Annotated in this window: 27 protein-coding genes; 15 read left to right on the forward strand and 12 right to left on the reverse strand. The window is 64.9% G+C overall.

What is annotated here, in order from left to right:
• Both NKJ28_RS22100 and NKJ28_RS22105 read right to left on the reverse strand, forming a co-directional pair.
• Positions 1–1494 carry a sugar ABC transporter ATP-binding protein gene (locus tag NKJ28_RS22100; RefSeq protein ID WP_352636964.1) on the reverse strand — a complete coding sequence of 498 codons (1494 nt, stop codon included), beginning with the start codon at positions 1492–1494 and terminating at the stop codon, positions 1–3.
• A 74-nt stretch (positions 1495–1568) separates the two neighbouring features.
• Positions 1569–2582 carry an ABC transporter substrate-binding protein gene (locus NKJ28_RS22105; RefSeq protein ID WP_352574532.1) on the reverse strand — a complete coding sequence of 338 codons (1014 nt, stop codon included), beginning with the start codon at positions 2580–2582 and terminating at the stop codon, positions 1569–1571.
• 218 nt (positions 2583–2800) lie between these two features.
• Between NKJ28_RS22105 and NKJ28_RS22110 the strand changes: the two genes are divergently transcribed.
• The 5 genes from NKJ28_RS22110 (at position 2801) to NKJ28_RS22130 (ending at position 9081) form a co-directional block, all read left to right on the forward strand.
• Positions 2801–5212 (forward strand): glucan 1,4-alpha-glucosidase, encoded by a 2412-nt coding sequence (locus tag NKJ28_RS22110; RefSeq protein WP_352636950.1) that lies wholly within the window; start codon positions 2801–2803, stop codon positions 5210–5212.
• A 100-nt stretch (positions 5213–5312) separates the two neighbouring features.
• Positions 5313–6329 carry a phosphogluconate dehydrogenase (NAD(+)-dependent, decarboxylating) gene (gnd, locus tag NKJ28_RS22115; RefSeq protein WP_352569460.1) on the forward strand — a complete coding sequence of 339 codons (1017 nt, stop codon included), beginning with the start codon at positions 5313–5315 and terminating at the stop codon, positions 6327–6329.
• Between the two features lie 22 nt (positions 6330–6351).
• On the forward strand, positions 6352–7728 hold the full coding sequence (zwf, locus tag NKJ28_RS22120; RefSeq protein WP_352636951.1) for a glucose-6-phosphate dehydrogenase: 1377 nt from the start codon (positions 6352–6354) through the stop codon (positions 7726–7728).
• Positions 7729–7747: 19 nt separating this feature from the next.
• Positions 7748–8452, forward strand: a complete 705-nt coding sequence (locus NKJ28_RS22125) for an ROK family protein (protein WP_352569458.1) — start codon at positions 7748–7750, stop codon at positions 8450–8452.
• 164 nt (positions 8453–8616) lie between these two features.
• A complete protein-coding gene (locus tag NKJ28_RS22130) occupies positions 8617–9081 on the forward strand; it encodes a Ros/MucR family transcriptional regulator (protein WP_352574527.1) in 465 nt (154 codons plus the stop codon).
• A gap of 367 nt (positions 9082–9448) precedes the next feature.
• Here the strand turns inward: NKJ28_RS22130 and NKJ28_RS22135 are convergent, their stop codons facing one another.
• Positions 9449–9736, reverse strand: coding sequence for a GIY-YIG nuclease family protein (locus tag NKJ28_RS22135; RefSeq protein WP_352456363.1), 288 nt, complete (start codon positions 9734–9736; stop codon positions 9449–9451).
• 331 nt (positions 9737–10067) lie between these two features.
• On the opposite strand from NKJ28_RS22135, the gene NKJ28_RS22140 reads away from it, so the two are divergent.
• On the forward strand, positions 10068–11309 hold the full coding sequence (locus NKJ28_RS22140; RefSeq protein ID WP_023678198.1) for an MFS transporter: 1242 nt from the start codon (positions 10068–10070) through the stop codon (positions 11307–11309).
• Here the strand turns inward: NKJ28_RS22140 and NKJ28_RS22145 are convergent, their stop codons facing one another.
• The 6 genes from NKJ28_RS22145 to hemC form a co-directional block, all read right to left on the reverse strand.
• A complete protein-coding gene (locus NKJ28_RS22145; RefSeq protein ID WP_352636952.1) occupies positions 11310–12026 on the reverse strand; it encodes a glutamine amidotransferase in 717 nt (238 codons plus the stop codon).
• A gap of 18 nt (positions 12027–12044) precedes the next feature.
• Positions 12045–12524 carry a tellurite resistance TerB family protein gene (locus tag NKJ28_RS22150; RefSeq protein ID WP_023678200.1) on the reverse strand — a complete coding sequence of 160 codons (480 nt, stop codon included), beginning with the start codon at positions 12522–12524 and terminating at the stop codon, positions 12045–12047.
• Positions 12525–12563: 39 nt separating this feature from the next.
• Positions 12564–14171, reverse strand: a complete 1608-nt coding sequence (locus tag NKJ28_RS22155) for a heme biosynthesis protein HemY (protein ID WP_023678201.1) — start codon at positions 14169–14171, stop codon at positions 12564–12566.
• Positions 14172–14179: 8 nt separating this feature from the next.
• Positions 14180–15670, reverse strand: coding sequence for a COG4223 family protein (locus NKJ28_RS22160; RefSeq protein WP_352636953.1), 1491 nt, complete (start codon positions 15668–15670; stop codon positions 14180–14182).
• 324 nt (positions 15671–15994) lie between these two features.
• On the reverse strand, positions 15995–16702 hold the full coding sequence (locus NKJ28_RS22165) for a uroporphyrinogen-III synthase (RefSeq protein WP_352636954.1): 708 nt from the start codon (positions 16700–16702) through the stop codon (positions 15995–15997).
• Between the two features lies 1 nt (position 16703).
• Entirely contained in the window at positions 16704–17630 is a 927-nt protein-coding gene (hemC, locus tag NKJ28_RS22170) for a hydroxymethylbilane synthase (protein WP_352594136.1), read from the reverse strand.
• 101 nt (positions 17631–17731) lie between these two features.
• On the opposite strand from hemC, the gene tsaD reads away from it, so the two are divergent.
• The 6 genes from tsaD (at position 17732) to NKJ28_RS22200 (ending at position 21825) form a co-directional block, all read left to right on the forward strand.
• Positions 17732–18817, forward strand: a complete 1086-nt coding sequence (gene tsaD, locus NKJ28_RS22175; protein WP_352622330.1) for a tRNA (adenosine(37)-N6)-threonylcarbamoyltransferase complex transferase subunit TsaD — start codon at positions 17732–17734, stop codon at positions 18815–18817.
• Entirely contained in the window at positions 18814–19824 is a 1011-nt protein-coding gene (locus tag NKJ28_RS22180) for an NAD(P)H-dependent glycerol-3-phosphate dehydrogenase (RefSeq protein WP_352623010.1), read from the forward strand. The genes tsaD and NKJ28_RS22180 overlap by 4 nt, the downstream gene beginning before the upstream one ends.
• Positions 19825–19849: 25 nt before the next feature.
• Positions 19850–20146 (forward strand): YciI-like protein, encoded by a 297-nt coding sequence (locus NKJ28_RS22185; RefSeq protein WP_352509118.1) that lies wholly within the window; start codon positions 19850–19852, stop codon positions 20144–20146.
• 135 nt (positions 20147–20281) lie between these two features.
• Positions 20282–20707, forward strand: coding sequence for an EVE domain-containing protein (locus NKJ28_RS22190; protein WP_352594139.1), 426 nt, complete (start codon positions 20282–20284; stop codon positions 20705–20707).
• On the forward strand, positions 20704–21360 hold the full coding sequence (locus NKJ28_RS22195; protein WP_352636955.1) for a class I SAM-dependent methyltransferase: 657 nt from the start codon (positions 20704–20706) through the stop codon (positions 21358–21360). Before NKJ28_RS22190 ends, NKJ28_RS22195 begins: the two co-directional genes overlap by 4 nt.
• A gap of 48 nt (positions 21361–21408) precedes the next feature.
• A complete protein-coding gene (locus NKJ28_RS22200; protein WP_352636956.1) occupies positions 21409–21825 on the forward strand; it encodes a DUF1761 domain-containing protein in 417 nt (138 codons plus the stop codon).
• Between the two features lie 3 nt (positions 21826–21828).
• Here NKJ28_RS22200 and gcvA read toward each other — a convergent pair whose 3' ends face one another.
• Positions 21829–22749: a transcriptional regulator GcvA gene (gene gcvA, locus NKJ28_RS22205; protein WP_352456304.1), complete on the reverse strand. Its 921-nt coding sequence runs from the start codon at positions 22747–22749 to the stop codon at positions 21829–21831.
• A gap of 165 nt (positions 22750–22914) precedes the next feature.
• On the opposite strand from gcvA, the gene NKJ28_RS22210 reads away from it, so the two are divergent.
• On the forward strand, positions 22915–23163 hold the full coding sequence (locus NKJ28_RS22210; protein WP_352636957.1) for a hypothetical protein: 249 nt from the start codon (positions 22915–22917) through the stop codon (positions 23161–23163).
• 102 nt (positions 23164–23265) lie between these two features.
• Here NKJ28_RS22210 and NKJ28_RS22215 read toward each other — a convergent pair whose 3' ends face one another.
• Positions 23266–23802, reverse strand: coding sequence for a L,D-transpeptidase family protein (locus tag NKJ28_RS22215; RefSeq protein ID WP_352578133.1), 537 nt, complete (start codon positions 23800–23802; stop codon positions 23266–23268).
• Positions 23803–23946: 144 nt separating this feature from the next.
• On the opposite strand from NKJ28_RS22215, the gene NKJ28_RS22220 reads away from it, so the two are divergent.
• Both NKJ28_RS22220 and NKJ28_RS22225 read left to right on the forward strand, forming a co-directional pair.
• The gene (locus NKJ28_RS22220; RefSeq protein ID WP_023680479.1) at positions 23947–24630 is read left to right on the forward strand and encodes a response regulator transcription factor; all 684 of its coding nucleotides are present in this window, start codon (positions 23947–23949) and stop codon (positions 24628–24630) included.
• 125 nt (positions 24631–24755) lie between these two features.
• The gene (locus tag NKJ28_RS22225; protein WP_352636958.1) at positions 24756–25211 is read left to right on the forward strand and encodes a Crp/Fnr family transcriptional regulator; all 456 of its coding nucleotides are present in this window, start codon (positions 24756–24758) and stop codon (positions 25209–25211) included.
• A 40-nt stretch (positions 25212–25251) separates the two neighbouring features.
• Here the strand turns inward: NKJ28_RS22225 and NKJ28_RS22230 are convergent, their stop codons facing one another.
• The gene (locus NKJ28_RS22230; protein ID WP_352594143.1) at positions 25252–26145 is read right to left on the reverse strand and encodes a sugar phosphate isomerase/epimerase family protein; all 894 of its coding nucleotides are present in this window, start codon (positions 26143–26145) and stop codon (positions 25252–25254) included.
• Positions 26146–26332: the final 187 nt, after the last annotated feature.

Raw genomic sequence — 26332 nt, forward strand, 5'->3', positions numbered from 1 at the left:
TCAGGCCGCATCGCCGAACGAGGACTGGATGATCTTTTCCTCCGTCAGTTCGTCGCGACGAAGATTGGCGACGATCCGGCCGTTCTTGAACACATAGATGTGGTCGCAATTGTCGAGCTCTTCGGTTTCGGTGGTGTACCAGAGGAAGGTGCGGCCATGGCGAGCCTCTTCGCGCACCAGGTCGTAGACTTCGAGCTTGGTGCCGATGTCGACGCCGCGCATCGGATCGTCCATCAGCACGATCTTGGCGTCGGAGCCGAGCGCCCGCGCGAACAGCGCCTTCTGCTGGTTGCCGCCGGACAGCGAGAAGATGTTGTTGTTCATGTCGGGCGTACGGATGCCGATTTTCCGCTGCCACAACTCCGCGAGCTCGGCTTCGCGCTGCGGCGAGATCAAGAGGCCGTTGCGCAATCGCGCCAGCGAACGGATGCCAATGTTCTCGGCAATCGACCATTGCGGAAAAATCCCGTCCGACTGGCGGTCGCCGGCAACCAGCGCCACCGGCGCGGTGACCTCGATGCCGGTCTTGGCACGGGAAGCCGCAGCAAAGATAGCCAGCAAAAGATCGGTCTGCCCATGCCCGGCAAGTCCGGCAAGGCCGATGATCTCACCGGCACGGGCGACGAGCTCGTTGCCGTCCTGCTGTCGCGCCGGGCGCGCCCGGACCCGCAGCGGGCCGGGCTCCGGCTTGCCGCTCGCAATTTCTGCGGCGGTCTTCTCGCGCGCCTCCGCTCCGCCCATCGCCGTCACCAGGCTGTCGCGGTCGAAGGCGTCGGCCTGCCCGGCGGCGACCACCTTGCCGTCGCGCATCACCACGATGCGGTCGGCATTTCCGAGCACTTCGCCCAACACATGCGAGATCAGGATGCAGCTCTTGCCGGCGGCGATGAAGCGGCGCACGAACGCCAGCAGCTGGCCGGCGGTATGCGCGTCGAGCGAGGATGTCGGCTCGTCGAGGATAACCAGCTCGAGCGGCTCCTGCGTGACCGTGAAGGCGCGCGCCACCTCCACCATCTGCCGGCTGGTGATGGAAAGATCACCGACGATGTCGGATGCCGAGATGCTGTGGCCGGGGAAGATCTCGTCGAGCTTGGCGGCGATCAGATCGGCCGCCTTGCGCCGCCAGCCGAAGCCATGCAGCGACGCGTGGTTGATCCGCGTGTTCTCGGCGACGCTGAGGTTCGGGCAGAGCGACAGCTCCTGGAACACACAGCGTATGCCGAGCTGCTGCGCGCGCGGCACCGAATAACTTGCCTCGACACCGCCGCGGACCGCGATCTGCCCGCTGTCGGGGGCAAGCGTGCCCGCCACCATATGCATGAGCGTCGATTTTCCGGCGCCGTTATGGCCGACGAGACCGACGCATTCTCCGGCACAAACGCTGAAATCGACACCGGCGAGCGCCCTGACGGCGCCGAAATGTTTTTCGGCTCCGTCCAGTCTTATGATGTCCAAACTGACGGCGCCGAAAAGCTTTTCGGCGCCGTCCGGCATGATGATGTCTGCATTGGCCTCGGGCATCCCTCAACGATACCCGTTTATCCGTGGCGGCAACAATAGTGCCATGCTCACTTGATGTTGGCCTTGATCGCCGCGATGGCGTCTTCCTGCGTGTATTCGTGGCTGGCGACGCCGCCCTTCGGAATCTTCGGCAGCGCGGCCTCGAAATCGTCCTGGGTGAAGGCAAGATAGGGCACCAGCAGGTCGTGCGGCACGTCGGTGCGGCCGTCGAGCACCTGCTGCGCCACCCAGAAGGCAAGCGTCGATACGCCCGGTGCGATCGATGCCGACCAGGTCTGGTAACCGTCCTTTTCCTTCTGCTCCTTCCACCACTGCAACTCGTCCTGGCGATTGCCCATGATGATGGTCGGGCGTGGCTTGCCGGCGGCGGCGAAAGCCTGCGCCGCGCCGTAGCCGTCACCGCCCTGGTCGACGACCCCGACAACATCCGGCAGCGAAGGCAGGATCGTCGCTACGGCTTTCTGTGCCGTGGTCTGGTCCCAGTCGCCGGTCACCGAGCCGACGATCTTGAACTCGGGATGGGCAGCGACGCCTTCGAGGATGCCGGCATGGATGGCATCGTCGATCGAGGTGCCGGCGAGGCCGCGGATTTCCAGCAGGTTGCCGCCCTTGGGCTGGAACTTGGCCATCTGCTCGACTTCCTGCTTGCCCATGTCCTTGAAGTCGACGACGACCCGGTAGGCGCAGGGTTCGGTGACGATGCCGTCGAAGGAGACGACGACGATGCCGGCGTCGCAGGCCTGCTTGATGGCGCCGTTGAGCGCATCCGGAGACGCCGCGTTGATGACGATCGCGTCATAGCCCTGCAGGATCAGGTTCTGCACTTGGGCTGCCTGCGTCGGCACTTCCTTGTCGGCCGTCGTGAAGACGTCCGCGGCGCCGACCACCTTGTCGGCAACCGCCTTCTTGGTAACGATGGCGTAGCTGTCCAGCATCGCCTGCCGCCAGGAATTGCCGGCGTAATTGTTGGAGAAGGCGATTTTCTTGCCGCTGGTATCGGCAAGCGCGGTACCTGCGGCGAGCATCGCCGCAAGAGCCCCCAAAACGAATATTTTCCTCATGTCATACTCCTCCCGTGAGTTGCTGTCTTACTGGTGGTTAATGGCTGGCTGGTGGGTACTGGCTGATACGCTCACAATCTTGTTTTTTATCTATTATCAGACAAATGCAGATAGGCGGCAAGCTGTCAACAGCAATCCATGGCCGGCGATCAACTTGCGGTGCAATCATTGAAACCGGTTCGACTCCTGGTCTAGGGATGGCACTGGAGACCGATTGAATGGCAGCGAATCTTGCCCTGGGTGCACCCGGCATTCCGGCGCGCTGGACCTCGAGCGCCAAGAGCGGCGTCGGCACCGCGCTCTCGCCGGCCTGCCCGATCTGGTTCACCATCAGCCACGGTATCCTCAACGAGATCTACTACCCGCGCCTCGACAGCGCCTGCACCCGCGATCTGGGGCTGATCGTAACCGGACCCGACGGCTATTTCTCGGAAGAAAAACGCGACGCCGAACACAGTATCGAACCCCTGGCGGACGGGGTGCCTGCCTACCGGCTGGTCAACACCGCAAGCGATGGAACCTACAGGATCGACAAGCGCATCCTGACGGATCCGGAACGTCCCGTCTTGCTGCAGGAGATCATGTTCACGCCGCTCAAAGGCGCGGCCGCCGACTACCGCGTCTACGCGCTGCTGGCACCGCACCTCGTCAACGCCGGCATGGGCAACACCGCCTGGATCGACGACCATGAAGGACAGCCTGTCCTGTTTGCATCGGGACGCGGCACCTGCCTGGCGCTCGCCTCGTCGCTGCCGTGGAAGGTGTGCTCGGCCGGCTATGTCGGCGTCTCCGACGGCTGGCAGCAGCTTCGTCAAGGCGGCCGGCTCGATCCGGCCTGCCGCAGGGCCGAGGACGGCAATGTCGCGCTGACCGGCGAGATCGCCTTTTCGGCTGCGAACCCAAAAATATTGCTGGCACTGGGCTTCGGCGCGACGCCGCAACAGGCGGCGGAAACTGCTTTCGCCAGCCTGAGGCAAGGTTTTGAGCCCGCGGCCAGATCCTACATCGAAAAATGGCGCAAATGGCAGGCCGGCCTGCTGCCGCTGGACCGGCACGCGGCGTCCGGCCTCAATCCCTACCGCCTCAGCACGGCGGTGCTGGCGACACATAGGTCGTCTGCCGGAGCAGCCGTCGCCAGCCTGTCGATCCCGTGGGGCTTCAACAAGGGCGACGACGACCTCGGCGGCTATCACCTGGTCTGGCCGCGCGATCTGGTCGAAACCGCCGGCGGCTTCCTCGCCGCCGGCGACCCGGCGGAAGCCTTGCGCATCCTTGGCTATCTGCGCGCGATCCAGGAGCCGGACGGCCGTTGGCCGCAGAACGCCTGGCTCGACGGATCGGCCTATTGGCCGGGCATCCAGATGGACGAATGCGCCTTCCCGCTGCTGCTTGCCGACGCACTGCGCCGCGCCGGCCATTTGCCGCCCGCCGCACTCTCCTCCTTCATGCCGATGATCGAGCGCGCTGCCGCCTATGTCGTGCGCAACGGTCCGGTCACCGGCGAGGACCGCTGGGAGGAAGACGCCGGCTACAGCCCGTTCACGCTTGCCGTCGAGATCGCCGCATTGCTAGCGGCTGCGGACATCTTCGATGCCGCCGGCAAAACAGAGCCGGCAAACTATCTGCGCGAAACCGCCGATGTCTGGAACGATCAGATCGAACGCTGGACCTACGTCGCCGGTAGCTCCTCAGGCGATGAAGCCGGCGTCGAGGGCCACTATGTCCGCATTGCGCCGCCCGACAAAGCCGGCGCGGCATCGCCGAAAGACGGCTACGTCCCGATCAAGAACCGCCCGCCGGCGGATACGGACCGGCCGGCCAAGGCGATCGTCAGCCCCGATGCGCTGGCGCTGGTCCGCTTCGGCTTGCGGGCAGCCGACGATCCGCGCATCCTCGACACGGTCAAGGTCATCGACGCGCAATTGCGCTGCGAACTGCCGCAGGGCCCGCTCTGGTACCGCTACAATGGCGATGGCTATGGCGAGCATGCCGACGGCGCGCCCTTCGATGGAACCGGCCGGGGCCGGCCCTGGCCGCTGCTGGTCGGCGAGCGCGCTCATTACGAGCTGGCGGCAGGCCGTAGGGATAGTGCGGCAAGCCTGCTCAGGACGTTCGAGAACTCTGCCGGACCGGGCGGCCTGCTACCGGAGCAGGTCTGGGACGGTCCCGACATGCCGGAGCGCGAATTGCGGCATGGCGGGCCCTCCGGCAGCGCCAAGCCGCTGGTCTGGGCGCATTCCGAGCACATCAAGCTGCTGCGGTCGCTGCGCGACGGCACGGTGTTCGACATGCCGCCGCAAGGCGTCAAGCGCTATATCGAGGGCAGGACGGTGTCGCGCTTCAGGGCATGGCGCTTCAACCACAAGATCCGTACCATCCCGGCAGGCAAGGCGCTGCGCATCGAACTTCTGGCCCGGGCGCTGGTTCATTGGAGCAGCGACAATTGGGCAACCGTCCATGACACCGAGACCACCGCGAATGCTTTCGGCATCCATCTTGCGGAATTGCCGGTTGCCGAGATTGCTCCGGGCAATAGCCCGGGCAATAGCATTGTCTTCACTTTCTTCTGGCCCGATAGCGGCCATTGGGAGAATGCTGACTTTTCTGTCGGCATCGGCGATACCGGATAGAGCATGATCCCGCAAAGTGGAGACCGGTTTTCGGAAAAGATCATGCTTCAATCACAGCGCCACTAGATCATCGATCCCTCAAGTAAGGCAGGACGAGACCATGCAGATAGGAATGATGGGACTGGGCCGGATGGGCGCCAACATGGTTCGGCGCCTGCTGCGTGATGGCCACGAATGCGTCGTCTACGATATTAACCCGGCGAGCGTCGCCGCGCTTGTGAGCGCCGGCGCGGTCGGAGCCGCCTCGATGGAGGAGTTCGTCGGCAAGCTGGCGAAGCCGCGCAGCGCCTGGCTGATGCTGCCTGCGGCGATCACCGGCAAGATCGTCGACCAGGTGGCTGCCCTGATGGAGCCGGGCGACATCATCATAGACGGCGGCAATTCCTATTATCACGAGGCCGTCGACCACGCCGCGCGCCTCGCCTTGAAAGGCTTGAGCTATGTCGATGTCGGCACCAGCGGCGGCGTCTGGGGCCTCGAGCGCGGCTACTGCCTGATGATCGGCGGCCCCGACAGCGCGGTCCAGCATCTCGATCCGGTCTTCGCAACGCTGGCGCCGGGCGCCGACGCCGCTTCGCCCGCCCCTGGCAAGGATGCCGGAACCGCTCCCTTCGGCTATCTCCACTGCGGACCAAGCGGCGCCGGCCATTTCGTCAAGATGGTCCATAACGGCATCGAATATGGCGTCATGGCCGCCTATGCCGAAGGCATGAACATCCTGAAGTCGGCGAATGCCGGCAAACGGCAGCGCACCGTCGACGCCGAAACCAGCCCGCTGGAAAACCCGCAATATTACCAGTTCGACATCGACATCGCTGAAGTGGCCGAGGTCTGGCGGCACGGCAGCGTCATCGGCTCGTGGCTGCTCGACCTGACGGCCGGCGTACTGAAGGCCGATTCGTCGTTGACGCAGTTCGGCGGGCGGGTCTCGGATTCCGGCGAAGGCCGCTGGACGCTGAAGGCGGCGATCGACACCGGCGTGCCGGCGCCGGTGCTGTCCTCGGCGCTGTTCGACAGGTTCTCCTCGCAAGGCGAATCCGAATTCGCCGACAAGCTTCTGTCCGCCATGCGCTATGCCTTTGGCGGCCATGTCGAAAAACCCAAAGCCGGCTCGTGACGGGCGACAGGGAGGCACGCCCATGAGCCAGGAACGATCGGACATGCTGGTGCTTTTCGGCGCCACCGGCGATCTCGCCCACAAGAAGATCTTCCCCGCCCTTTACGCCATGGTGGCCAAAGGGACGCTGAACGAGCCGGTGATCGGCGTCGCCTTCGATCCCTGGGACCTCGCCAAGCTGCAGGCGCGCGCCCGCGACGGCATCGTCAACGCCTTGGGCAGCATCGACGACAAGATCTTTGCCAGGCTTGCATCGCTGCTGCGCTATGTCAGCGGCGACTATCGGGCGCCTGCGACCTTCGAGAAGCTGAAGACCGCGCTCGGCAGCGCTGAGCGGCCGCTGCACTATCTGGCGGTGCCGCCGGCGATGTTCGAGGTGGTCGTCCAGGGGCTGGAGCAGTCGGGCGCCGCCCAGGGCGCGCGCCTGATGGTGGAAAAGCCGTTCGGCCACGATCTGCAATCGGCGCGCTGGCTGAACCGGGTGCTGCATCTGGTCTTCGACGAGAAGTCGATCTTCCGCATCGACCATTATCTCGGCAAGGAGGCGATCCAGAACCTGCTCTATTTCCGCTTCGCCAATTCCTTCCTCGAGCCGATCTGGAACCGCAATTACGTCGAGAGCGTGCAGATCACCATGGCCGAGGATTTCGGCGTCGAGGGCCGCGGCCGCTTCTATGACGAGGTCGGCTGCATTCGCGACGTCATCGCAAACCATCTGCTCAACATCCTCTTGCTGCTCGCCATGGAACCGCCGGTCGGCCGCTCGGCCGACGATCTCATCGACGAGAAGGTGCAGGTCCTGCGGGCGATCCGGACGCTGACCAGGGACGATGTGGTGCGCGGCCAGTTCGACGGCTATCTCAAGGAGCCGGGCGTGGCGCCGAACTCGCCGGTCGAGACCTTCGCGGCGGTGCGCTTTTTCGTCGATACCTGGCGCTGGCAGGATGTGCCGTTCTTCATTCGCGCCGGCAAATCCCTGCCGGTGCACGCCACCGAGGTCATCGTGCGGCTGAAGCGGCCGCCGCTCGACGTCTTCGATCCGATCAAGCCCGGCGACTGCAATCACGTGCGCTTCCGCATCGATCCTCAGGTGGCGATCTCGATCGGAGCCCGGCGCAAGGCGCCCGGCGATGACATGGTCGGTGAGCAGGTCGAGCTCACCGCGCTGGACGATTCGAAGGGCGACATGCCGCCTTACGAGCGGTTGATCGGCGACGCCATGAACGGCAACGGCCAGCTGTTCACCCGCCAGGACGCCAGCGAGCTCGCCTGGCGCATCGTCGGCCCGGTGCTCGGCGACACCACGCCGCCCCTTGTCTACGCGCCAAAGACCTGGGGGCCGGCCGAAGCCATGGCTGGATTCGGGCCGCAGAACGGCTGGATCAATCCAGCGAAATGATTTCTGGGAGGCGAAAGCGATGGCCAAGGCGATGAAGCAACCGGCATCGGAGGAAGAAAAGATCGTGCTTGCGATCGATATCGGCGGCTCGCATGTCAAGATCCGCACCAGCGCCGGCGGCGACGAGCGCAAGACCGCTTCCGGACCGGAGCTTACGCCGCAGCAGATGGTCGCGGCGGTGAAGACGCTCGCCGAAGGGCTGCACTACGATGTCGTCTCGATGGGCTATCCGGGCCCGGTGCATCACAACCGGCCGCTGACCGAACCCGCCAATCTCGGCAAGGGCTGGGTCGGCTGCGATTTCGCCGCCGAGTTCGGCAAACCGGTCAAGGTCGTTAACGATGCGCTCATGCAGGCCATCGGCAGTTATGAGGGCGGCCGCATGCTGTTCCTTGGCCTCGGCACCGGCCTGGGGGCCGCGATGATCGTTGATAACGTTGCCCAGCCGATGGAGCTTGCCCATCTTCCCTACAAGAAGCGCGGCAGTTTCGAAGACTATGTCGGCGAACGCGGCCTGCAAAAGCGCGGCAAGAAGAAATGGCGCAAACACGTCTTCGACGTGGTCGACCGGCTTCGCGCCGCCATGCAGCCGGATTACGTGGTCATCGGCGGCGGCAATGTCGACGAACTCACCGACTTGCCCGCCGATTGCAGACGCGGCGACAACACACGCGCCTTCGAGGGCGGATTTCGACTATGGCGCGACAAATCCCTGATTATTTGATATTGCTGATTGTCTGATATTATCGAGCACCGGCTCAGGGTTGTTAATCCCGCGCTGCCGTTAGTATTATTATTCAAAATAATGTGTGACGTGGTGCGGCGTCATTGCATTGCGCAGATTTGCCGACTAGGAATTTCTGCGACCCCCACGGACGGAGAAATAGATTGACCGACGACAGCAACAACGCTCGCAAAAATATCGACCTGCTCGAGCTGACCGCCCATATCGTGTCCGCCTATGTCGAGAAGAACCGCTTGCCGGCTTCCGGCCTCGGCGACCTCATCGCCAGCGTCAGCGCTGCCATAGGCGGGCTCGGGCAACCGGCAGTGCCGGTCGCCGCGCCGCTGACGCCCGCCGTCAATCCCAAGAAATCGGTGACGCCGGACTACATCATCTGTCTCGAGGACGGCAAGAAGTTCAAATCCTTGAAGCGCCATATCGGCGTTCATTTCGGGCTGACGCCCGACGCCTATCGCGCCAAATGGGGCCTGCCGTCGGACTACCCGATGGTCGCCCCCAACTACGCGGCCTCGCGTTCGCAACTGGCCAAGGCGATCGGCCTCGGCCGCAAAGCCGCCCCGCCCGCGCCCGTCAAGGGCAGGGGCAGGAAGGCCAAGGCGACGGCTTGATACCATTGGATCGAGCGGGATGCACATTGAACGCGTTCTGCTGATCGGTCTGTTGGTGTTCAGCGGAAGCTGCGACGCTCGAAGCTAACGGCATAGCATCCTAGGGTCTGCGCCGCGTCGCTTCGCTCCTTGCTCCGCCCTAGGACGAAGGTAAGGATGGCTGAAGGCTAATCGCTGATGTCGGAGAGTGGCAGCTCGTCCGGTGTATCGGACGACGATTGATGGCGAATTACAAGCTTTCGAGATTGGCCGAACACCCCTCCACTTCGTCATCCCAGGGCGGAGCAAGGAGCGAAGCGACGCGGCGCAGACCCTGGGATCCATGCCGTTACCTCGCGGCAGTGCGCCTGCGGACCAGAACCGTACGCTACCACCCCGTCCCGCGAAAAAGCTCGAACCACTCAGGGTTGGTCTTCTCGATCAGCTCGATCTTCCACTGGCGTGGCCAGCGCTTCAGCGACTTCTCGCGCTGGATGGCGTCGCGAATGTCGAAATGTTCCTCGTACCAGACCAGACGCTGCACGCCGTAACGGCTGGTGAAGCGCGAGCCTTGGCCGGTCTTGTGCTCCGGCATGCGGCGGCCGAGATCGTTGGTGACGCCGATGTAGATCGTGCCGCGCTTCTGGCTCGCGGTCATGTAGACATAGCCGGTCATGGTTGAAGGGTAGCTGACGCCAATGCCGACACAAGTGCCGTTCTGAACCGCTGCATTCTTCGACTGAGGTAACGGCATGGATCCCAGGGTCTGCGCCGCGTCGCTTCGCTCCTTGCTCCGCCCTGGGATGACGAAGCGAGAGGTGTTTCGGCTAGTCTCGAAGGTTTGCAATTTGCCATGCGCTTGTTATCTGCCAGGACGAAATTGTTGATCCAGGCCGGATTTTTGCGCGCGCCTCCGGCCGAACTGCGCTAAAGGCTCTTTTGGCCGGACCAGCGCCCATCGTGGAAGTGCCCCGCCGGCCGACATCGCCGCCACGGGGCCTTATTCCATGACCACAGAATCCCAAGTACCATCCGACCAGCGCTATGCCGCCTTTCGCCACCGGCCGTTCCTGAGCTACTGGGCGGCGCGCTTCCTCTCGACATTCTCCACCCAGATCGTGTCGGTCGCCGTCGGCTGGCAGATCTACGATCTCACCCGCGACCCGTTCGACCTCGGCCTTGTCGGCATCGTTCAGTTCCTGCCTTCGCTGCTGCTGGTGCTGGTCACCGGCGACGTTGCCGATCGTTTCGGGCGCCGGCTGATCATGGCGCTGGCGGTGCTGGTCGAGGCGGGCTGCGCCTTGGCCCTGCTGCTGCTGACGCTACGCGGCCTCTCCGGGCCGATGCCGGTCTTCATCGTGCTCGCCATGTTCGGCATCGCGCGCGCCTTCTTCGGGCCGGCCTCCTCATCGCTGTTCGCCAATCTGGTGCCGCCCGAGGATTTCGCCAACGCCATCGCCTGGAACTCGTCCGCCTGGCAGACGGCAACCATCGTCGGGCCGGTCGCCGGCGGCCTGCTCTACGGGCTTTCAGCCGAAGCCGCGTACACCACCGCCGCCGTGCTGATGCTGGTTGCCGCCGTGCTGATCTTCACCATCCCTAAGCCTGCCCAGCGCAGCCGGACCGACAGGCCGACGGTACAGACCCTGTTCGCCGGCTTCGGCTATATCTGGAGCGAAAAGATCGTGCTCGGCGCGATTTCGCTCGATCTGTTTGCGGTGCTCCTGTCCGGCGCCTCGGCGCTGCTGCCGGTCTACGCGCGCGATATCCTCGAACTCGGCCCATGGGGGCTCGGCCTGTTGCGCTCGGCGCCCGGCGTCGGCGCCATCTGCGTCGCCATCTGGCTGGCCGGACACCCGATCCGCAACCATGCCGGCCTTGTCATGCTCGGCTTCGTCGCGCTGTTCGGCGCGTTCACGGTTCTGTTCGGCCTCTCGACCATCACCTGGCTGTCGATTGCGGCCCTTGCGCTGCTCGGCGCCACCGACATGTTCAGCGTCTATATCCGCGAGACGCTGATCCAGCTGTGGACGCCGGACGACGTTCGCGGCCGCGTCAACGCTGTCAACCAGGTGTTTGTCGGCGCTTCCAATGAGCTCGGCGAATTCCGCGCCGGTACCATGGCGGCGTTGATCGGCACGGTTCCGGCCGTGGTGGTCGGGGGTGTCGGGGCGATCGCTGTTGCCGGCCTATGGGCGGTGCTGTTCCCGCAGCTGCGCAAGGTGCGTCATCTCAGGGGGCGAAACTGATTACCGCAGCGCCGGCTTGCCGAAAATCATCGGCAGGAACTCGCCGAGCCAGCGCTTGAGGTGGATGTCCCAGATCAGCCGGCCGCCGAGATGGTCGCGGCCGGGCTGCGCGCCGGGCAGTTCGAAGCGGTGCGCGCCGCGCACCACCCAGCGCTGCATCATCGCCCGGGTCAATTCGCCATGGAACTGAATGCCCCAGGCATTGTCGCCATAGCGGAAGGCCTGGTTGGGATAGGTTTCGGCCGTCGCCAAAAGCGTCGCGTCCTTCGGCAGCGAAAACCCTTCGCGATGGAACTGATAGGCCATCTCCGGCCAATGCATCAGCCTGCTGCCCGCTTCGGTCGCCTTCAGCGGATACCAGCCGATTTCGACGAGGCCCTCGCCATGGCCCTCGACCCTGCCGCCAAGATGCTTGACCAGCATTTGCGCGCCGAGGCAGATGCCAAGCAGCGGCCGGTTCTCGTTGAGCGGAATTTTGAGCCAGTCGGTCTCGCGGCGGACGAACTCGTCGCCGTCATTGGCGCTCATCGGCCCGCCGAACACCACGGCGCCGGCATGGCCATCCAGCGTCTGCGGCAAGGCCTCGCCGAGCGGCGGTCGGCGGATGTCGAGGTCGAAGCCTTCCTCGATAAGCATATGGCCGACCCGTCCGGGGCTCGAATGCTCCTGATGCAGCACGATCAGGATCTTTGGTCTCGGACTTGGCTTGGGCGGCATTGGAAGGCGGGATCCTGTCTATTCGTCGCTTGAGGTTCCGGCGGCACCAGGAGCCGCGGCGGCCGCCTTGAGGCGCGCCTCGACACGGTCGCGACGTTCGACGCCGATCAGCTCGGCGACCCGCCACACGGTATTGTCCTCGAGCTCGTGCAGCTCGCCATCGGCATAGACGATCTCCCACATCAGGCCGATGAAGGCCTTTCGCGCCTCGGCGTCGAGATGGCGCTTGAGCACGCTGGTGAAAGCGTAGAGGTCGATCGCCTCATTGTCGGCCCGCTCGCCGGCAGCCGCCAATGCGTCGAGTTCGTCGCCGCTGATCGAGTAGCTTTCAGCCAGCACCTTCTTGAACCGTTCCCATTCGGTATCCTGTCGCACCCCGTCGGCGTTCATCACGTGGAAAAGCAGGGCGGACGCGGCAATGCGCGGATCGTCGGCGCTGGGGCTGGCGCCACCACCGGACGGCAGATCCCTTAGAAACGACAAAACGCGTTCGAACATCAAATCATTCCCAATAAGCCCGGGTCCACTTGACCCTGATCAGAACAAACGAAACCGGCGCGTCGATTTATCCGCCGCGTCGTCTGGATCGACGCCGGGGTCGTCGGGCAGCCGCGTCAGCTCCTGCGCCGGCTCGACGGCCTCGGCATCTTCCGGCACTTGGGCAAACGCCGCCGCGGTGATTGGTGTCACATGATCCTCGCCGGCACGGTCGTCCGTCTTCTCCTCGGTCGCTGTGCCCGGTGTCTCCGCCGTGTGCTCGATCGTCCCGGCTCTTTCCTGTACCGGCCTGGCTGGAGCCGCGATGGCCGGCACCGGCGCCTCCGGCGTATCCTCATGACCGTCGATCAACTGTCCGAGCCGCTCCATCGGCGCCCGCCATTCGAATGCGTCGAGCCTGCCGGTGATCGGCGATATCGGAGCCCAGCGCTCGGAGACGACGCCGTCGGCGACCCAAGCCGGGTCGCGCGGCGCTCTCACCGCTTTCGACAGCAACTGCCGCACCTTGCCCTGGTCGGCGGTTTCGGCCTCCTCGATATCGGCCAGCAGCAGATAAGCGCCTTCGCGGCGATCGATGCGGATGGCGGCTTCAGCCTCCCGGCGGGCGGTTGAAAACTCCTGCGCATCTAGCGCGGCGCGCGCCACGGCAAGCGAGGACTCGGCATGGTTCTTCTTCAGCTCCTGCAGCTTCTTTGCCCGGTTCAGCCGGTCGAGCACGGCATCGCCCGGCCTGGCATGGCTGTAGAGCTCGGCGATCTCCGGATGGGGCTCGGCCTTCCACGCCGCCTCGAGGATTTTCGAGCCTTTGCGCACGTCGTTCTGCCTAAACAGCAATTTCGCCGCGACGACCGCCGCCGGTGCAAAATCCGGCCGCAGCCGGTTGGCTTCGAGCGCCGCCGCCCTTGCGGCATTGGCATCGCTGTCGATCAGCGCCTGCGCCTTGGCGGTCAGCAGCACGGCGCGGCGCCGGTTGGCGGCGTCACGCTCGATCTGCCGGGTCGACTTCTGGGCGTCGACCAGTTTCAGCGCGCCATCCCAGTCGCCGCGTCCGGTCAGGTCTTCCAGCGTCGATTCGGCCGCCCAGGCCAGTTGCGGCGCCACCGCCGCGGCACGGCCGGCATAGTGGCGGGCTGCGTTGCGGTCGCCGAGCCGCTCGGCCTCGAGATAAAGTCCGCGCAGGCCGAGCAGCCGCATTTCGGGATCATCGAGCATGGTCTCGAACTTTTCGCGGGCGCCTTCATGGTCGCCTTCGAGCAGCGAGGCCTGCGCGTCGAGCAGCTGGATCAGTGGCTCCTGATCGGAGCGGATCAGCTTTGCCGCTTCCTTGGTCTTCTTGCGGGCGAGCGCGCCGTCACCGGCGCCGGCGGCGATCATCCCGGTCGACAGCGCCTGGTAGCCGCGGTCGCGGCGACGCACGCGGAAATAGCGCGAGATCGTATAGGGGCTGTTCCACAGCGCCTTGACCAGCCACCAGACGATCATCACCGCGGCAACCACGGCAACGACCGCCACCGCCGCGACCATCAGGCTGACCTGGTATTGATAGCCGTTGAAGGTGACGAGCATTTCGCCCGGCCGGTCGGCCAGCCAGGCGAAGCCGAGCCCGAGCGCAAAGACGACGGCAAGGAAGGCGAGGATGCGGATCATTGGGTTCCTCACGCCTTCATCGCGCCGGCGATGAGCGAATCGATCTGCGTCTCGACCTCCATCCGCGCTTTCAGCTTGCCGGCAAAGTCGGCGCCGGCGGCCTTGGCCGCCTCAGGCAGGGTTTCGTATTCGCTGAGCGCCTTGGCGTAGTCGCCCTGGTTGACCGCGACCTCCATGCGCGCGACGGTTTCCGGAACGCCGGTGCCTTCGACGGCGCCGATCGGCCTGACCTTGACCAGCGATTCGGCGCTGGACAGCAGCTTCTGCAGGATGCCGGCATTCTGGTCGATGGGCGTCGCGGCAGCGACCATCGCGTTGGCGGCGCCGTCCGCTTCGGCGGCGATCTCGGAGCGCATCGGGACGCCCTTTTCGGCATAGGTGCGCAACGTCGCGATCTCGGGCGCATCGGGTGAGATCGCGGCAAAGGTTTCGAGCTCGGCGCCGAACGGTGCACCACGGTCGAGCGCTGCCTTGAGCGCCGAAGCGGCAATGGCCAGTGCGATCTTCGGCTGCGAAGCCTGTGCATCGACCTTGCCCGAGATCTGTGAAACCGACTGTTCCAGGGCCGCAAGCCGGCTGTCCTGCGCCTTTGTCGTCTCGCCGGCCGATTTCACCAGCGCATCGAGCGCGGCCAGCCTTTCGTTGAGCGGGCCGAGATCGACCGGCGCCGTACCGCCGGCCTTGCCGAGGGCCGCAACCGCCGTCTCGATCTGCCTTACCTTGTCGCCAAGTGCTGCCAGGCCGGCATTGCCGCCGGCACCGCCTTGCTCGACGGCCGACTTCAACGTCGCAACGTCCGCCCTTACCTGATCCAGCGCCGACGACAGCCCGTCCACCTTGGCCGATGCGCCATTGTTGGCGCCGGCCTGTCTGAGGTCCGCGACCTCGCGTTTCAGCGAAACGATCTCACCATTGACCGCGTCGAGCGACACGCCGCCCGACCCCGGCGCACCGAGCAGGCCGGCAAATTGCAGCCCGCCGGCCGCGGCGAGGGCGATGACGCCGCCGATAATACCGGCGGCGATGCCGTTGATGCCGCTTCGCTTCGGCTGCGCTGCCATATGGTCGTCCCTCGTCTCAGCTGTCTTCTCGCCGGAACCTGGGATCCCCGGTTCGTTGGCCCCGGTTCCGCTGGATGCATCTTCGAAACTGTAGTCGGAAACCGTGGAGCGCCCGGCCGGCGCATCCGAACCGGCGGGATAAGGGGTTTCCGCTTCCCTGGCAGAATCGACGCCGGCATCCGCCGGCTCTTGCGTGCCGGCCGGCGCGGCTGCGTCGGCATGTTCCCATGGCTCGAGATCGGTCTGGTCCGCATGCACCGGCTCTTCAGGTGGCTCCGGCTGCGAGGCGTTCGCCGCTTCCTCGGCCCGCGCCTCGTCGGTCTGCGAGGTCACGGCATCCTGTTCGTCGGCGACTCGCGAGACGGCGCCAGGCTCAAGCTCGATGGTCACCGGCTCACGGCGGCTCTTGGAATGCCGCATCTTCGGCGTCTTGACCATGCTCGGGCTCCGCAAAATTCGCTTCGGGATGGTTTGAAGGGTCTAGCACATCACCAAGCGGTGAAAAGGGGCGGCGTGATGACGCCACGGCCTGGAGTTCAGTTTTGGCAAAACGCCGCAGGGCCGAATCCACGTTTCAAGCCAAGGCCCATGCTCGGCACACAAAAAACCCGCCTCGGCGGGCGGGTCGTTGGAGCCAATTAGCACCATAACCAAATTAGTAGCATAGCTGCCGGCACAAAGCAAGAACAAAATGTGCCCGAGGGCAATCGCCTGCGTTTGGCGCCGCCTCTCAAGGACGGCACAGAGCCGCCGCGACTGCCATCAGCGCGACGCCTGCAAAAGTCCCAGCAGCGCGTCCTCGCTGGGCTCAGGCGCAATCCGGATCTCGGCGACATCGCCCAAGGCCGCGGCGATGCGCCCCGATAATCCGAAAAAGCGCGTTTTTTCAAAAACACCGCGCAGCACCGGCCGGCTAGCCAGGGCCTGCATAGCGGTGGCCGCCTTGGCCGAATAGAGCAGCACCGCCTCGACCGGCCGGGCGGACAGGCGCGCAAGAACGGCCTCGTCGGAGTAATCCAGGACAACGGTGTCGTAGCTCTCGACGGCGCGGACCTGAACGCCCGACGCCAACAGCCCTTCCTCGAAGTCGGGAAATCGCACCCGCCCGCAGAGATAGACGATCGTCTGCCCCGCGTAACCGCCAGCAAGCGCATCGGCCAGCGCCTCGGCATTGCCGGGGCCTTCGCTGACCGACAGAAACCCGGCAGTGCGGGCGGCTTCTGCCGTCTTCCTGCCGACGGCGTGGCACGGCAAGCCGGCGAGCGCCGCGATGACCTCTTTCGGCGCATGGCGAACGGCATTGGCGCTGGTGACCGCGACCGCCGCGGCGTCAGCGGGCGCGCCGGCATCGACCGGCAGCGCCACGGTTCCGGTCAATGGCAGCAGGATCGGCTGAAAGCCGGCATCCGCAAGCCGGCGCCCCGTGCGCGACGCGCCCGGTTCGGGCCTCGTCACAAGGACGCGGAGCATGTCAGGTCCAGCCATCGAAGAATGTTTCGCCGGCCTTGGCCCGAACGGTCGCCGCGGCTTCCGCGCCAATGCGCGCCGCCTCCTGCGCCGGCCCTTGCAGCCTGACTTCATGCGACTGCGTGCCATCGGGCGAGATGATCAGCCCGGCAAAGGAAACCGTTCCGCCCGATATCGTCGCATGTCCGGCGATCGGCGTGCGGCAGGACCCGTCGAGCGCCGCCAGGAAGGCGCGCTCGCAGGCCAGCGCCTCGCCGGTCGGCCCGTCGTGGATCGCTGCCAGCATCTGTTCCACGTCGCGGTCTCCGATGCGGCTTTCGATGCAGATCGCGCCTTGCCCCGGCGCCGGCGGAAAGACCTCGAGCGGCATCAGGTCGGTGACGACGTCTTCGAGCCCGAGCCGCTTCAGCCCGGCATAGGCGAGGATGGTGCCATCGGCGATGCCGTCGTCGAGCTTGCGCAGCCGCGTCTGCACATTGCCGCGAAACATCACCACTTCGACGTCCGGCCGCATCCGCCGGATCAGCGCCTGGCGCCGCAGCGACGACGAACCGACCCTGGCGCCTTGCGGCAGGCCGGCAATCGTTCGCGCCGCCTTGCCGATGAAGGCATCGCGCGCGTCCTCGCGCGGCAGGAACGCGGACAGTTCCAGCCCTTCGGGCAACAGCGTCGGCATGTCCTTCGACGAATGCACGGCGATGTCGATGCGGCGCGCCAGCAGCGCCTCCTCGATCTCCTTGGTGAACAGGCCCTTGCCGCCGGCTTCCGACAGCGGCCGGTCCTGGATGCGGTCGCCGCTGGTCGAGATGACGACCACCTCGAACGCCTCGGCCGGCATGCCGTGCGCCGCCATCAGCCGCGCCTGCGTTTCATGCGCCTGCGCCAGCGCCAGCGGGCTGCCGCGTGTTCCGATTTTCAAGGTTGTTTGCATGACGCGCCGTCCGTGATAACCCCCGGCAGGTTTTCGGGTTTTCTCCTATCGGGGAAAGGCCGACAGTACAATCTGTACGATTTTTGGACAGCGACGAATTGATCCGCGTTCTGGGCATCGAGACGAGTTGCGACGAGACCGCCGCCAGCGTGGTGGCGCTGGACGGTCGCAGCACGCCGCAAATCCTGTCGAACATCGTGCTCAGCCAGATCGAGGAGCATGCTGCTTTCGGCGGCGTCGTGCCGGAGATCGCCGCGCGCGCCCATGTCGAGGCGCTCGACGGCATCATCGAGGCAGCGCTGGCCGATTCCGGCGTCGACCTCGCCGACATCGATGCGATTGCCGCCACCGCCGGTCCCGGTCTTGTCGGCGGGCTGATCGTCGGCCTGATGACGGCAAAAGCAATCGCCGCGGCAGCCAAAAAACCGCTGATCGCCATCAACCATCTCGAAGGCCACGCGCTGACGGCCAGATTGACCGATGGGCTCGACTTTCCCTACCTCTTGCTGCTGGTCTCCGGCGGCCATACCCAGATCGTCGCCGTACGCGGCGTCGGCGACTACCAGCGCTGGGCGACGACGATCGATGACGCGCTTGGCGAGGCCTTCGACAAGACGGCCAAGATGCTCGGCCTGCCCTATCCGGGCGGACCGAATGTCGAGAAGGCGGCGGCAAATGGCGATGCGGCCCGTTTTGCCTTTCCGCGCCCGATGAAGGGCTCGGTGCAGCCCGATTTTTCCTTCTCCGGCCTCAAGACCGCGGTCCGCCAGGCAGCCACCGCGATCGCCCCGCTGAGCGACCAGGATGTTGCCGATATCTGCGCCTCGTTCCAGGCGGCGGTGGCGGATGCGCTGGGCGACCGTGTTGCGCGGGCGCTGACCCGGTTCCGTCAGCAATTCCCGGACAAGGCCGAGCCTGCATTGGTTGTCGCCGGCGGCGTGGCCGCCAATCGGACCATCAAGGCGACATTGCAGGGCCTGTGCGAGCAGGCCGGGTTCAGCTTCGTCGCGCCGCCGCTTAACCTCTGCACCGACAATGCGGCGATGATCGCCTGGGCCGGCATCGAGCGCCTGCGCGCCGGCATATCAGGTGAAAACGCCGCCGATTTCGTGCCGCGCTCGCGCTGGCCGCTGGACAGCGTCTCGGCCCCGATGGTCGGCTCGGGCCGGCGTGGGGCCAAGGCATGACCGGCAGCGGGCACAAGGCGCCAAGCGGCTGGCGCGTCGCCGTGCTCGGCGGCGGCGCCTGGGGCACGGCGCTGGCGCTGGCCACGCTGCGCGCCGGTCATTTCGTCCGCCTCTATGCGCGCGACCCGGAGACCGTCGCGGCGGTCGACCGTGGCGAAAATCCGCGCTATCTGCCGGGCATCGCGCTCGATCCCGGCATCGTGGCGACGAGCGACATCGAGGCGGCGCTCGACGGTGCCGACTGCGTTCTGGCGGTAGCGCCGGCGCAATCGTTGCGAATTATGCTGACGGCCGCGTCCAGCCATATGCCGAAAGGCGTCCCGCTGGTCCTCTGCGCCAAGGGCATCGAGCGCGACACCGGCGCGCTGCTATCGTCCATCACCGAGGAAATACTGCCGGCAAATCCGGTCGCCGCTTTGTCCGGCCCAAGCTTTGCCACCGACGTCGCCAGGGGCCTGCCGACGGCCGTCGTGGTCGCCGCCCGCGACGAGGCTCTGGCCACCGACCTTGCCGCCCGCTTTTCGGCGGAAAATCTGCGCTGTTATTCGAGCGACGATCTAATCGGCGTCGAGATCGGCGGCGCGCTGAAGAACGTCTTTGCCATTGCCGCGGGTGCCGTCACCGGCGCCGGGCTCGGTGCCAGCGCCCAGGCGGCGATGGTGACGCGCGGCTTCGTCGAATTGCGCCGCATCGGCGCCGCCTTTGGCGCCAGGCCGGAGACGCTGATGGGGCTTTCCGGCCTCGGCGACCTGCTGCTCACCTGCTCGTCCGCGCAGTCGCGCAATTTCGCCTATGGGCTGGCGCTGGGGCAAGGCAAGCCGCTAGCCGGCCTGCCTTTGGCCGAAGGCGTGCCGACGGCGGCAATCGCCGCCCGCATCGCCGGCGAGCGCCGGATCGACGCGCCGATAATCGCCGCCGTCGCCGCCATACTGGACGGCACCATAACCATAGACCAGGCTGTGTCGGCGTTGATGACAAGGCCACTCAAGACCGAAACCGACATGTAATCGCGAACGATTGCGGAGATGGAAGATGCTGTTTGCGTTGATTTGCAAGGACAAGCCAGGAAGGCTGCAGGTGCGGCTCGATACGCGGCCCAAGCACCTTGCCTTCCTGGAAGGGCTGAACGGCGACAAGAAATTGGCCTTCGCCGGCCCGTTCCTCGACGCCGACGGCAAGCCGAACGGCACTCTCGCCGTTGTCGAGGCGCCCGATCTGGCTGCGGCAAAAGCCCTGTCGGCGGCCGATCCCTATACCAAGGCAGGGCTGTTCGAAAGCGTCGAAATCCGGCAGTGGAACTGGAGCTTCAACAAGCCGGCGGATATCTGATGCATGTCGCGCAAAAGTGTGCAGCGGTTTTGTGATAACGACATGCATACAACAAGAACCTAAAGCGCGTCGCATGAGGCCGGTCGAACGCGACGCGCTTTTAGTCGCGGCGGCACCTGAGGAGGGAGCAACACAATGAACTACTGGCTGTTCAAATCCGAACCTTCGGTCTTCTCCTTCGAGGACCTCAAGGCCAAGGGCAAGGCCGGCACGCAATGGGACGGCGTGCGCAATTATGCGGCGCGCAACAACATGAAGGCGATGCAGATCGGCGATCTCGGCTTCTTCTACCATTCCAATGACGGGCTGGACATCGTCGGCATCGCCGAAGTCTGCGCTCTGGCCCATCAGGACAGCACCACCGACGATCCCCGCTGGGAGTGCGTCGACATCCGCGCCTTCAAGGCCATGCCGAAGCCGGTGACGCTGGAGCAAGCCAAGGCCAATCAAAAGCTGGCCGACATGGCGCTGGTGCGGCTCGGGCGGCTGTCTGTGCAGCCGGTGACGCCGGCCGAATGGCAAGAGGTTTGCCGCATGGGCGAACTGACGCCGGCGCCATGACGGCGCTGACGCCGGACAGCGCCAGGAAATTCATCCTCGACAACACGGCGCTGGTGGCGCCGCCACATGTGCCGGAGATCCGCCTGCACCTGGCCGACGAGGCGCACGAACTGTGGCGGCGGACCGAGGACGAGCTGACCGAAATCGGCCTGCCGCCGCCCTTCTGGGCTTTTGCCTGGGCCGGCGGCCAAGGCCTTGCCCGCTACATCCTCGACAATCCGGCGGCGGTGCGCGGCAAGCGCGTGCTGGACTTCGCCTCCGGCTCCGGCCTTGTCGCCATTGCCGCGGTGAAGGCCGGAGCTGCCGAGGTGATCGCCGCCGATATCGACCCATTCTGCGCGACCGCGATCCGCCTCAATGCCGAGGCAAATGGGACCGAGATAAAATTCCTCATCGGCGACTGCATCGGCAGCGATGCCGGCTGGGACTTGGTGCTGGCCGGCGACGTCTTCTACGACAAAACTTTCGCCGACAGGCTGATGCCATGGTTCGTCGCGCTGAAGGCGCGCGGCGGCGACATCCTCGTCGGCGATCCCGGCCGTTTCTATCTGCCGAGGGCGGGACTGGAACCGCTTGCCGTCTATGAAGTGGCGGTGACCCGGGCGCTGGAGGACGCCGAGGTCAAGCGCACCACCGTCTGGCGCCTTGCTTGACGGCATCGCCGAACAGGCGTTCCATCGCGCAATCGACCGGAGGGAACCATGGATTTTTCAGCAATCAATTGGCTGGCGGTAGTCGTCGCCGCCGTCGTGGCGTGGCTGTTCGGCGGGGCCTGGTACATGGGCTTGAGCAAGCCGTGGCTGAAGGCCGCCAAGCTTGATCCGGCGACGATGAGCAAATCGATGCTGCCCTTCGTCGTCTCCTTCATCGCGGAGCTCGTCATGGCGCTGGTCATGTCGCTGATCATCGGCGCCGTAACCGGCGGCGAGCCGAGCCTGCTTGCCGGGGTGATCTTCGGCTTCGTTCTCTGGCTGGGGTTCGTCGCCACCACGCTTTCGGTCAACCATCGCTACGAAGGTTTCGGCTGGGATCTGACGCTCATCGATGTTGGTCACTGGCTCGGCGTGCTGCTTCTCATCGGCGCGGTGATCGGCTGGTTCGGCGCGGCGGCGGGCTGACCGTCAGCTCGGGGTCCTGGCGATTTCCTCGAGAAGCCAATCGCGAAAGGCGACGATGCGCGGATCATTCGCCGCGGTCTCCGGATAGACCAGGAAATAGGCGAATTCAGGCGCGACCTTGATGCCGAGTTCGAACGGCCGGATCAGCCTGCCTTCGGACAGGTCGTTTGCCACCATGGCGAAATCGGCGAGCGCGACCGCGTTGCCGTCGAGCGCGGCCTGGACGGCATCGGTCGAGTTGCCGAACACGATGGTCCGGCTGTCGTCGAAATCGTCGACGCCCGCCGCCGCCATCCACATGCTCCAATTCGGCCAGGTGACGCCCTGGCGCGACCACTCGATATGCGCCAGCGTGTGATGAAACAGGTCGCGCGGCTCTTTCAGCCGCGGCCCAGCCCGCAGCAAGGCCGGGCTGCAGACGGGGATGATGACGTTTTCGAACAGCCGGTGTGAGCGAAGCCCCGGATATTTGCCGGTGCCGAAACGGATGCCGAGATCGACGTCGTCGCGATCGAAGTCGCGCACCTCGTAACTGATGTCGAAACGCAGCTCGATTGCCGGATGCTGCTTGCGAAAATCGTCGACGCGCCGCATCAGCCACTTCGTCGCGAATTGCGCATCGAGGGTGACCTTCAGCAGCGCCGATCCGCGCGCCGCCTTCTGCGCCCGTGAGACGGCCCGGCCAAGCAGGTCGAGCGCATCGGTCGAAGCTTCGAACAGCACCGCGCCCGCCTCGGTCAGCCGGATCGTGCGGCTGGTGCGTGTGAACAGCACGATGCCGAGCTGATCCTCGATTTCCTTGATCTGATGGCTGACCGCTGCCGGCGTCAGGCCGAGCTCGTCGGCGGCGCGGGTGAAATTGAGGTGCCGCGCCGCTGCCTCCAGCGTCCGCAGCGCACGGGTTCCAGGCAGCAGGCGCGCCATCAGTGCCAGACGAGGAGGGTTCGGTCGAGCATTCCAATCATCATCAAACAAAACTTGAAGATGCAGAAAAAACTACTCGTTTCTCGTTTGAATTTCAATCCGCCATGATCTGAGCATCGAAGAAACATCAAACCGGATTTGATGTCCGGAGAAGCGGATTGCACCATGTCTGACATCGCCTTGCGCTCGGTAACCCTCCGCCCGGCCTGGCTGCGCGCCATGCTTGACTGGCTTCGGCATGCAAAAATCGCAGTCAATCTTCCCTACGAGAATGTCGAGGATCTCTCCGATCGCCAGCTTCGCGACATCGGCGGCGAACGCAAGGACATCGCACGCGCCATGGACCGCGAACTCGGCCGGCTCGGCCTTCTCGACATAGGGTGGCAGAGGCCGAGGAAGCGGATAGGGCAGTAGTGAATGGTGAATGGTGAATGGTGAATGGGAAGCTAGGCGGTGCGCCTGCACATGTCCCTACCGATCGCTTCTCACCACTCACTATTCACTATTCACTATTCACTACCTCACCACCCTTACCACCGTCCGCTCCGACAGCAGGGGCAGCAGCCGTGCCATGGTGCGGGCCGTTACCGCGACGCAGCCTTGCGTCGGCGTGAAGCCGGGGCGCGCCAGGTGGAAGAAGATGGCGCTGCCGCGCCCGCGCCGGCGCGGCACAATGTTCCAGTCCAGCACCAGGCAGGCGTCATAGAGATCGTCGGTGCGCAGCATCCGCTCATGGCTGGCGCCATAGGGGATTTTGACCGGGCGGTTGTAGTTGCGGTCCCCAGGCACTTCGCACCAGCCGAGGTCGCGGCCGATCGGCGTCATCGCCAGCGGCGTCCGGCGGCCGCCGGCAAAACGGTCGCCGCGAAAATATCCCGACAATATCCGCATCGAGGCAAGCGGCGTGGCGCCGTCGCCCTCGCGCTTGCCGGCCGAGATGCCGCCATGCCCCAGCGCACATGGAAACACCAGTTTGCCGGCCTGCAGAAAGCCCTGGCTGGGTTGGCCGGGGCGCGCGCGCACGGTGAGCACGGTGAGCCCTTTCGGCAAAATTGCGCCGACTGCATTGCGATCGTGTTTTTTCTTGTATGATCGTGCCACGGAACAAATCACTGTGAACGGCTGTTGTGCCGGTCAGCTTCCGCATAAACAGGCAGCGGTCAACTGAAATCTCTTTTCAAAACAACGGATTGATCCATGACTTCACGCACCATTCTGATCGTCGACGACGATGACGACCTGCGCGGCACCCTTGTCGAGCAATTGTCGCTTTATGAGGAATTCGATGTCCTGCAGGAAGCGACCGCCGCCAAAGGCGTCGCCACGGCGCGTGGCGGGCTCATCGACCTGCTCATCATGGATGTCGGCCTGCCCGACATGGATGGCCGCGAGGCGGTAAAGATATTGCGCAAGGGCGGCTACAAGGCGCCGATCATCATGCTGACCGGCCATGATACCGATTCCGACACCATCCTTGGCCTCGAGGCCGGCGCCAACGACTATGTGACGAAGCCGTTCCGTTTTGCCGTGCTGCTGGCCCGCATCCGCGCGCAGTTGCGCCAGCACGAACAGAGCGAGGACGCCACTTTCTCGGTCGGCCCCTACACGTTCAAGCCCAGCCAGAAGCTTCTGATCGACCCGCGCGGCGCCAAGGTGCGGCTGACCGAAAAGGAAGCCTCGATCATCAAATATCTCTACCGTGCCGACCAGAAGGTGGTGACCCGCGACGTGCTGCTGGAGGAAGTCTGGGGCTACAATTCCGGCGTCACCACTCATACGCTCGAAACTCACGTCTACCGGCTGCGCCAGAAGATCGAGCGCGATCCTTCCAACGCGGAAATTCTCGTGACAGAAAGCGGCGGCTACAAGCTGGTTCCTTAAACATTTCATTATTCAAATAAGCGATCCGGGCGGGGCGCTTTTCGGGTACGGTCCTGAGGCTGGAGGTGGTTTTGGATCGGCCTCGTAGGGGAGGAGTCGGACTGACGGTTCGGGGACATAGCTAGATGGCGCTGGATGACGACATCCGCATCCTGTCCACCGTGAGGCTCTTCGAGGGCTTTACGCAGGAACAGCTGCGTCTGCTCGCCTTCGGCGCCGAAACCACCATGTTGAAAGCCGACCACAAGCTTTACCGCGAGGACGACGAGGCTGATTCAGCCTACATCGTGGTCAGCGGCCGCATCGTGCTCTACCGCGAGCACGACGGCGAGCGCATCCCGATCGGCACCGCCGGCCCCGGCACCATGCTCAGCGAACTGGCGCTGATCGCCGACACCAACCGGCTGACCAGCGCCTCCGCCGAAATCGATTCGGAAGTGCTGCGGCTCAGCCGCAAGATGTTCCGCCGCATCCTCGAGGAATACCCGGAACTGGCGGTTCACTTGCACCAGCGCATTTTGGAGGATTTCCAGGCGATGATCCGCCGCATCGAGGAACTTGGGCCGCGTTTTGCCGGCTAATATAGCGCCTCTGGCCTAGCCAGATTGGAACCGCGAGGGCTCAAGGCCGGTGCGTTGCGGAAACAAGCTCGGCCTTGCGCCGTGCCGTCTCCAGTCCCAGCGCAATGAAGCGGCGCGCATGTTTGGCCAGCTCCATATTGTCGGTCCACAGATTGCGCCAGATGGCGGTTTTCCGCGACAGGTTCTCGTCGACGATTTCCGACGAGAAAGATTCGAAGCTGAGGTCGTCGCTGTAGCCGATGGCGGTCAGCGCATCGAATATCGCGGCAAAATCGATATTGCCGGTGCCGAGGAAACCGCGATGGCTCTCGCCGATATGGACATAGCCGATCTTCCCGACCGCATTGCGAATGGCCAAGCCGACATCGGCCTCCTCGATGTTCATGTGGAAGCTGTCGAGATGCAGGAAGATATTGTCGGAGCCGCTGTCCGCGATGAAGGCCATGCCTTGCGCGGCGGTGTTGAGCAGATTGCTTTCGAAGCGGTTGACGATTTCGAGGTTGAGGGTGACGCCGGCTGATTTTGCCGTGTCCGCCACCTCGGCCAGCGTGCCGGCGCTGCGGTTCCACTGGTCACGCGTCGGCGCCTCGCTCTGCAAGCCGTGGCTGGTGCTGAGGATGCCGGCAACCTTCTGGCCGCCGAGATCGCGGGTCAGCGCGATCGTACGTTCCAGGATTTCGACGCCGTGCGCGGCAATCGTTTTGTCGGCGCTCGAAATATCGCCGTCGGCCGGCAGTCCAATGCTGATCGCAACGCCGAGGCCGAGATCGGCGATCCGCTTGGCCAAGCCGTCAATGTCGACATTGGCGGGGTCGAGATAGGAGAATTCGATCAGGTCGAAGCCGGCTTCCCTGGTGTTGGCCAGCGTCCGCTCGAGGTCGCCCTGCGCCGAGCTCGCCGACCAGACGAATGAGTGGATTCCGATGCGCGACATGATTGTCTCCGGTCATTCCAGGAGTAGCGGACCCAAGGCCAAAGCGGTTTTGGCAATCCGCTGCTCGGACAAAAAAGGTGCGGGCCGGGGTGCCGGCCCCCCCCCGGTTGGGGGGCGTAGGGCGCCGCGGGGCCGCGCGGGTTATGAGGGAAAAAGGGGGGCGGGGGGACCTGGGGGGGTCGGGCGC

This window comes from Mesorhizobium sp. M0145 (assembly GCF_040322355.1).
Taxonomy (GTDB): domain Bacteria; phylum Pseudomonadota; class Alphaproteobacteria; order Rhizobiales; family Rhizobiaceae; genus Mesorhizobium.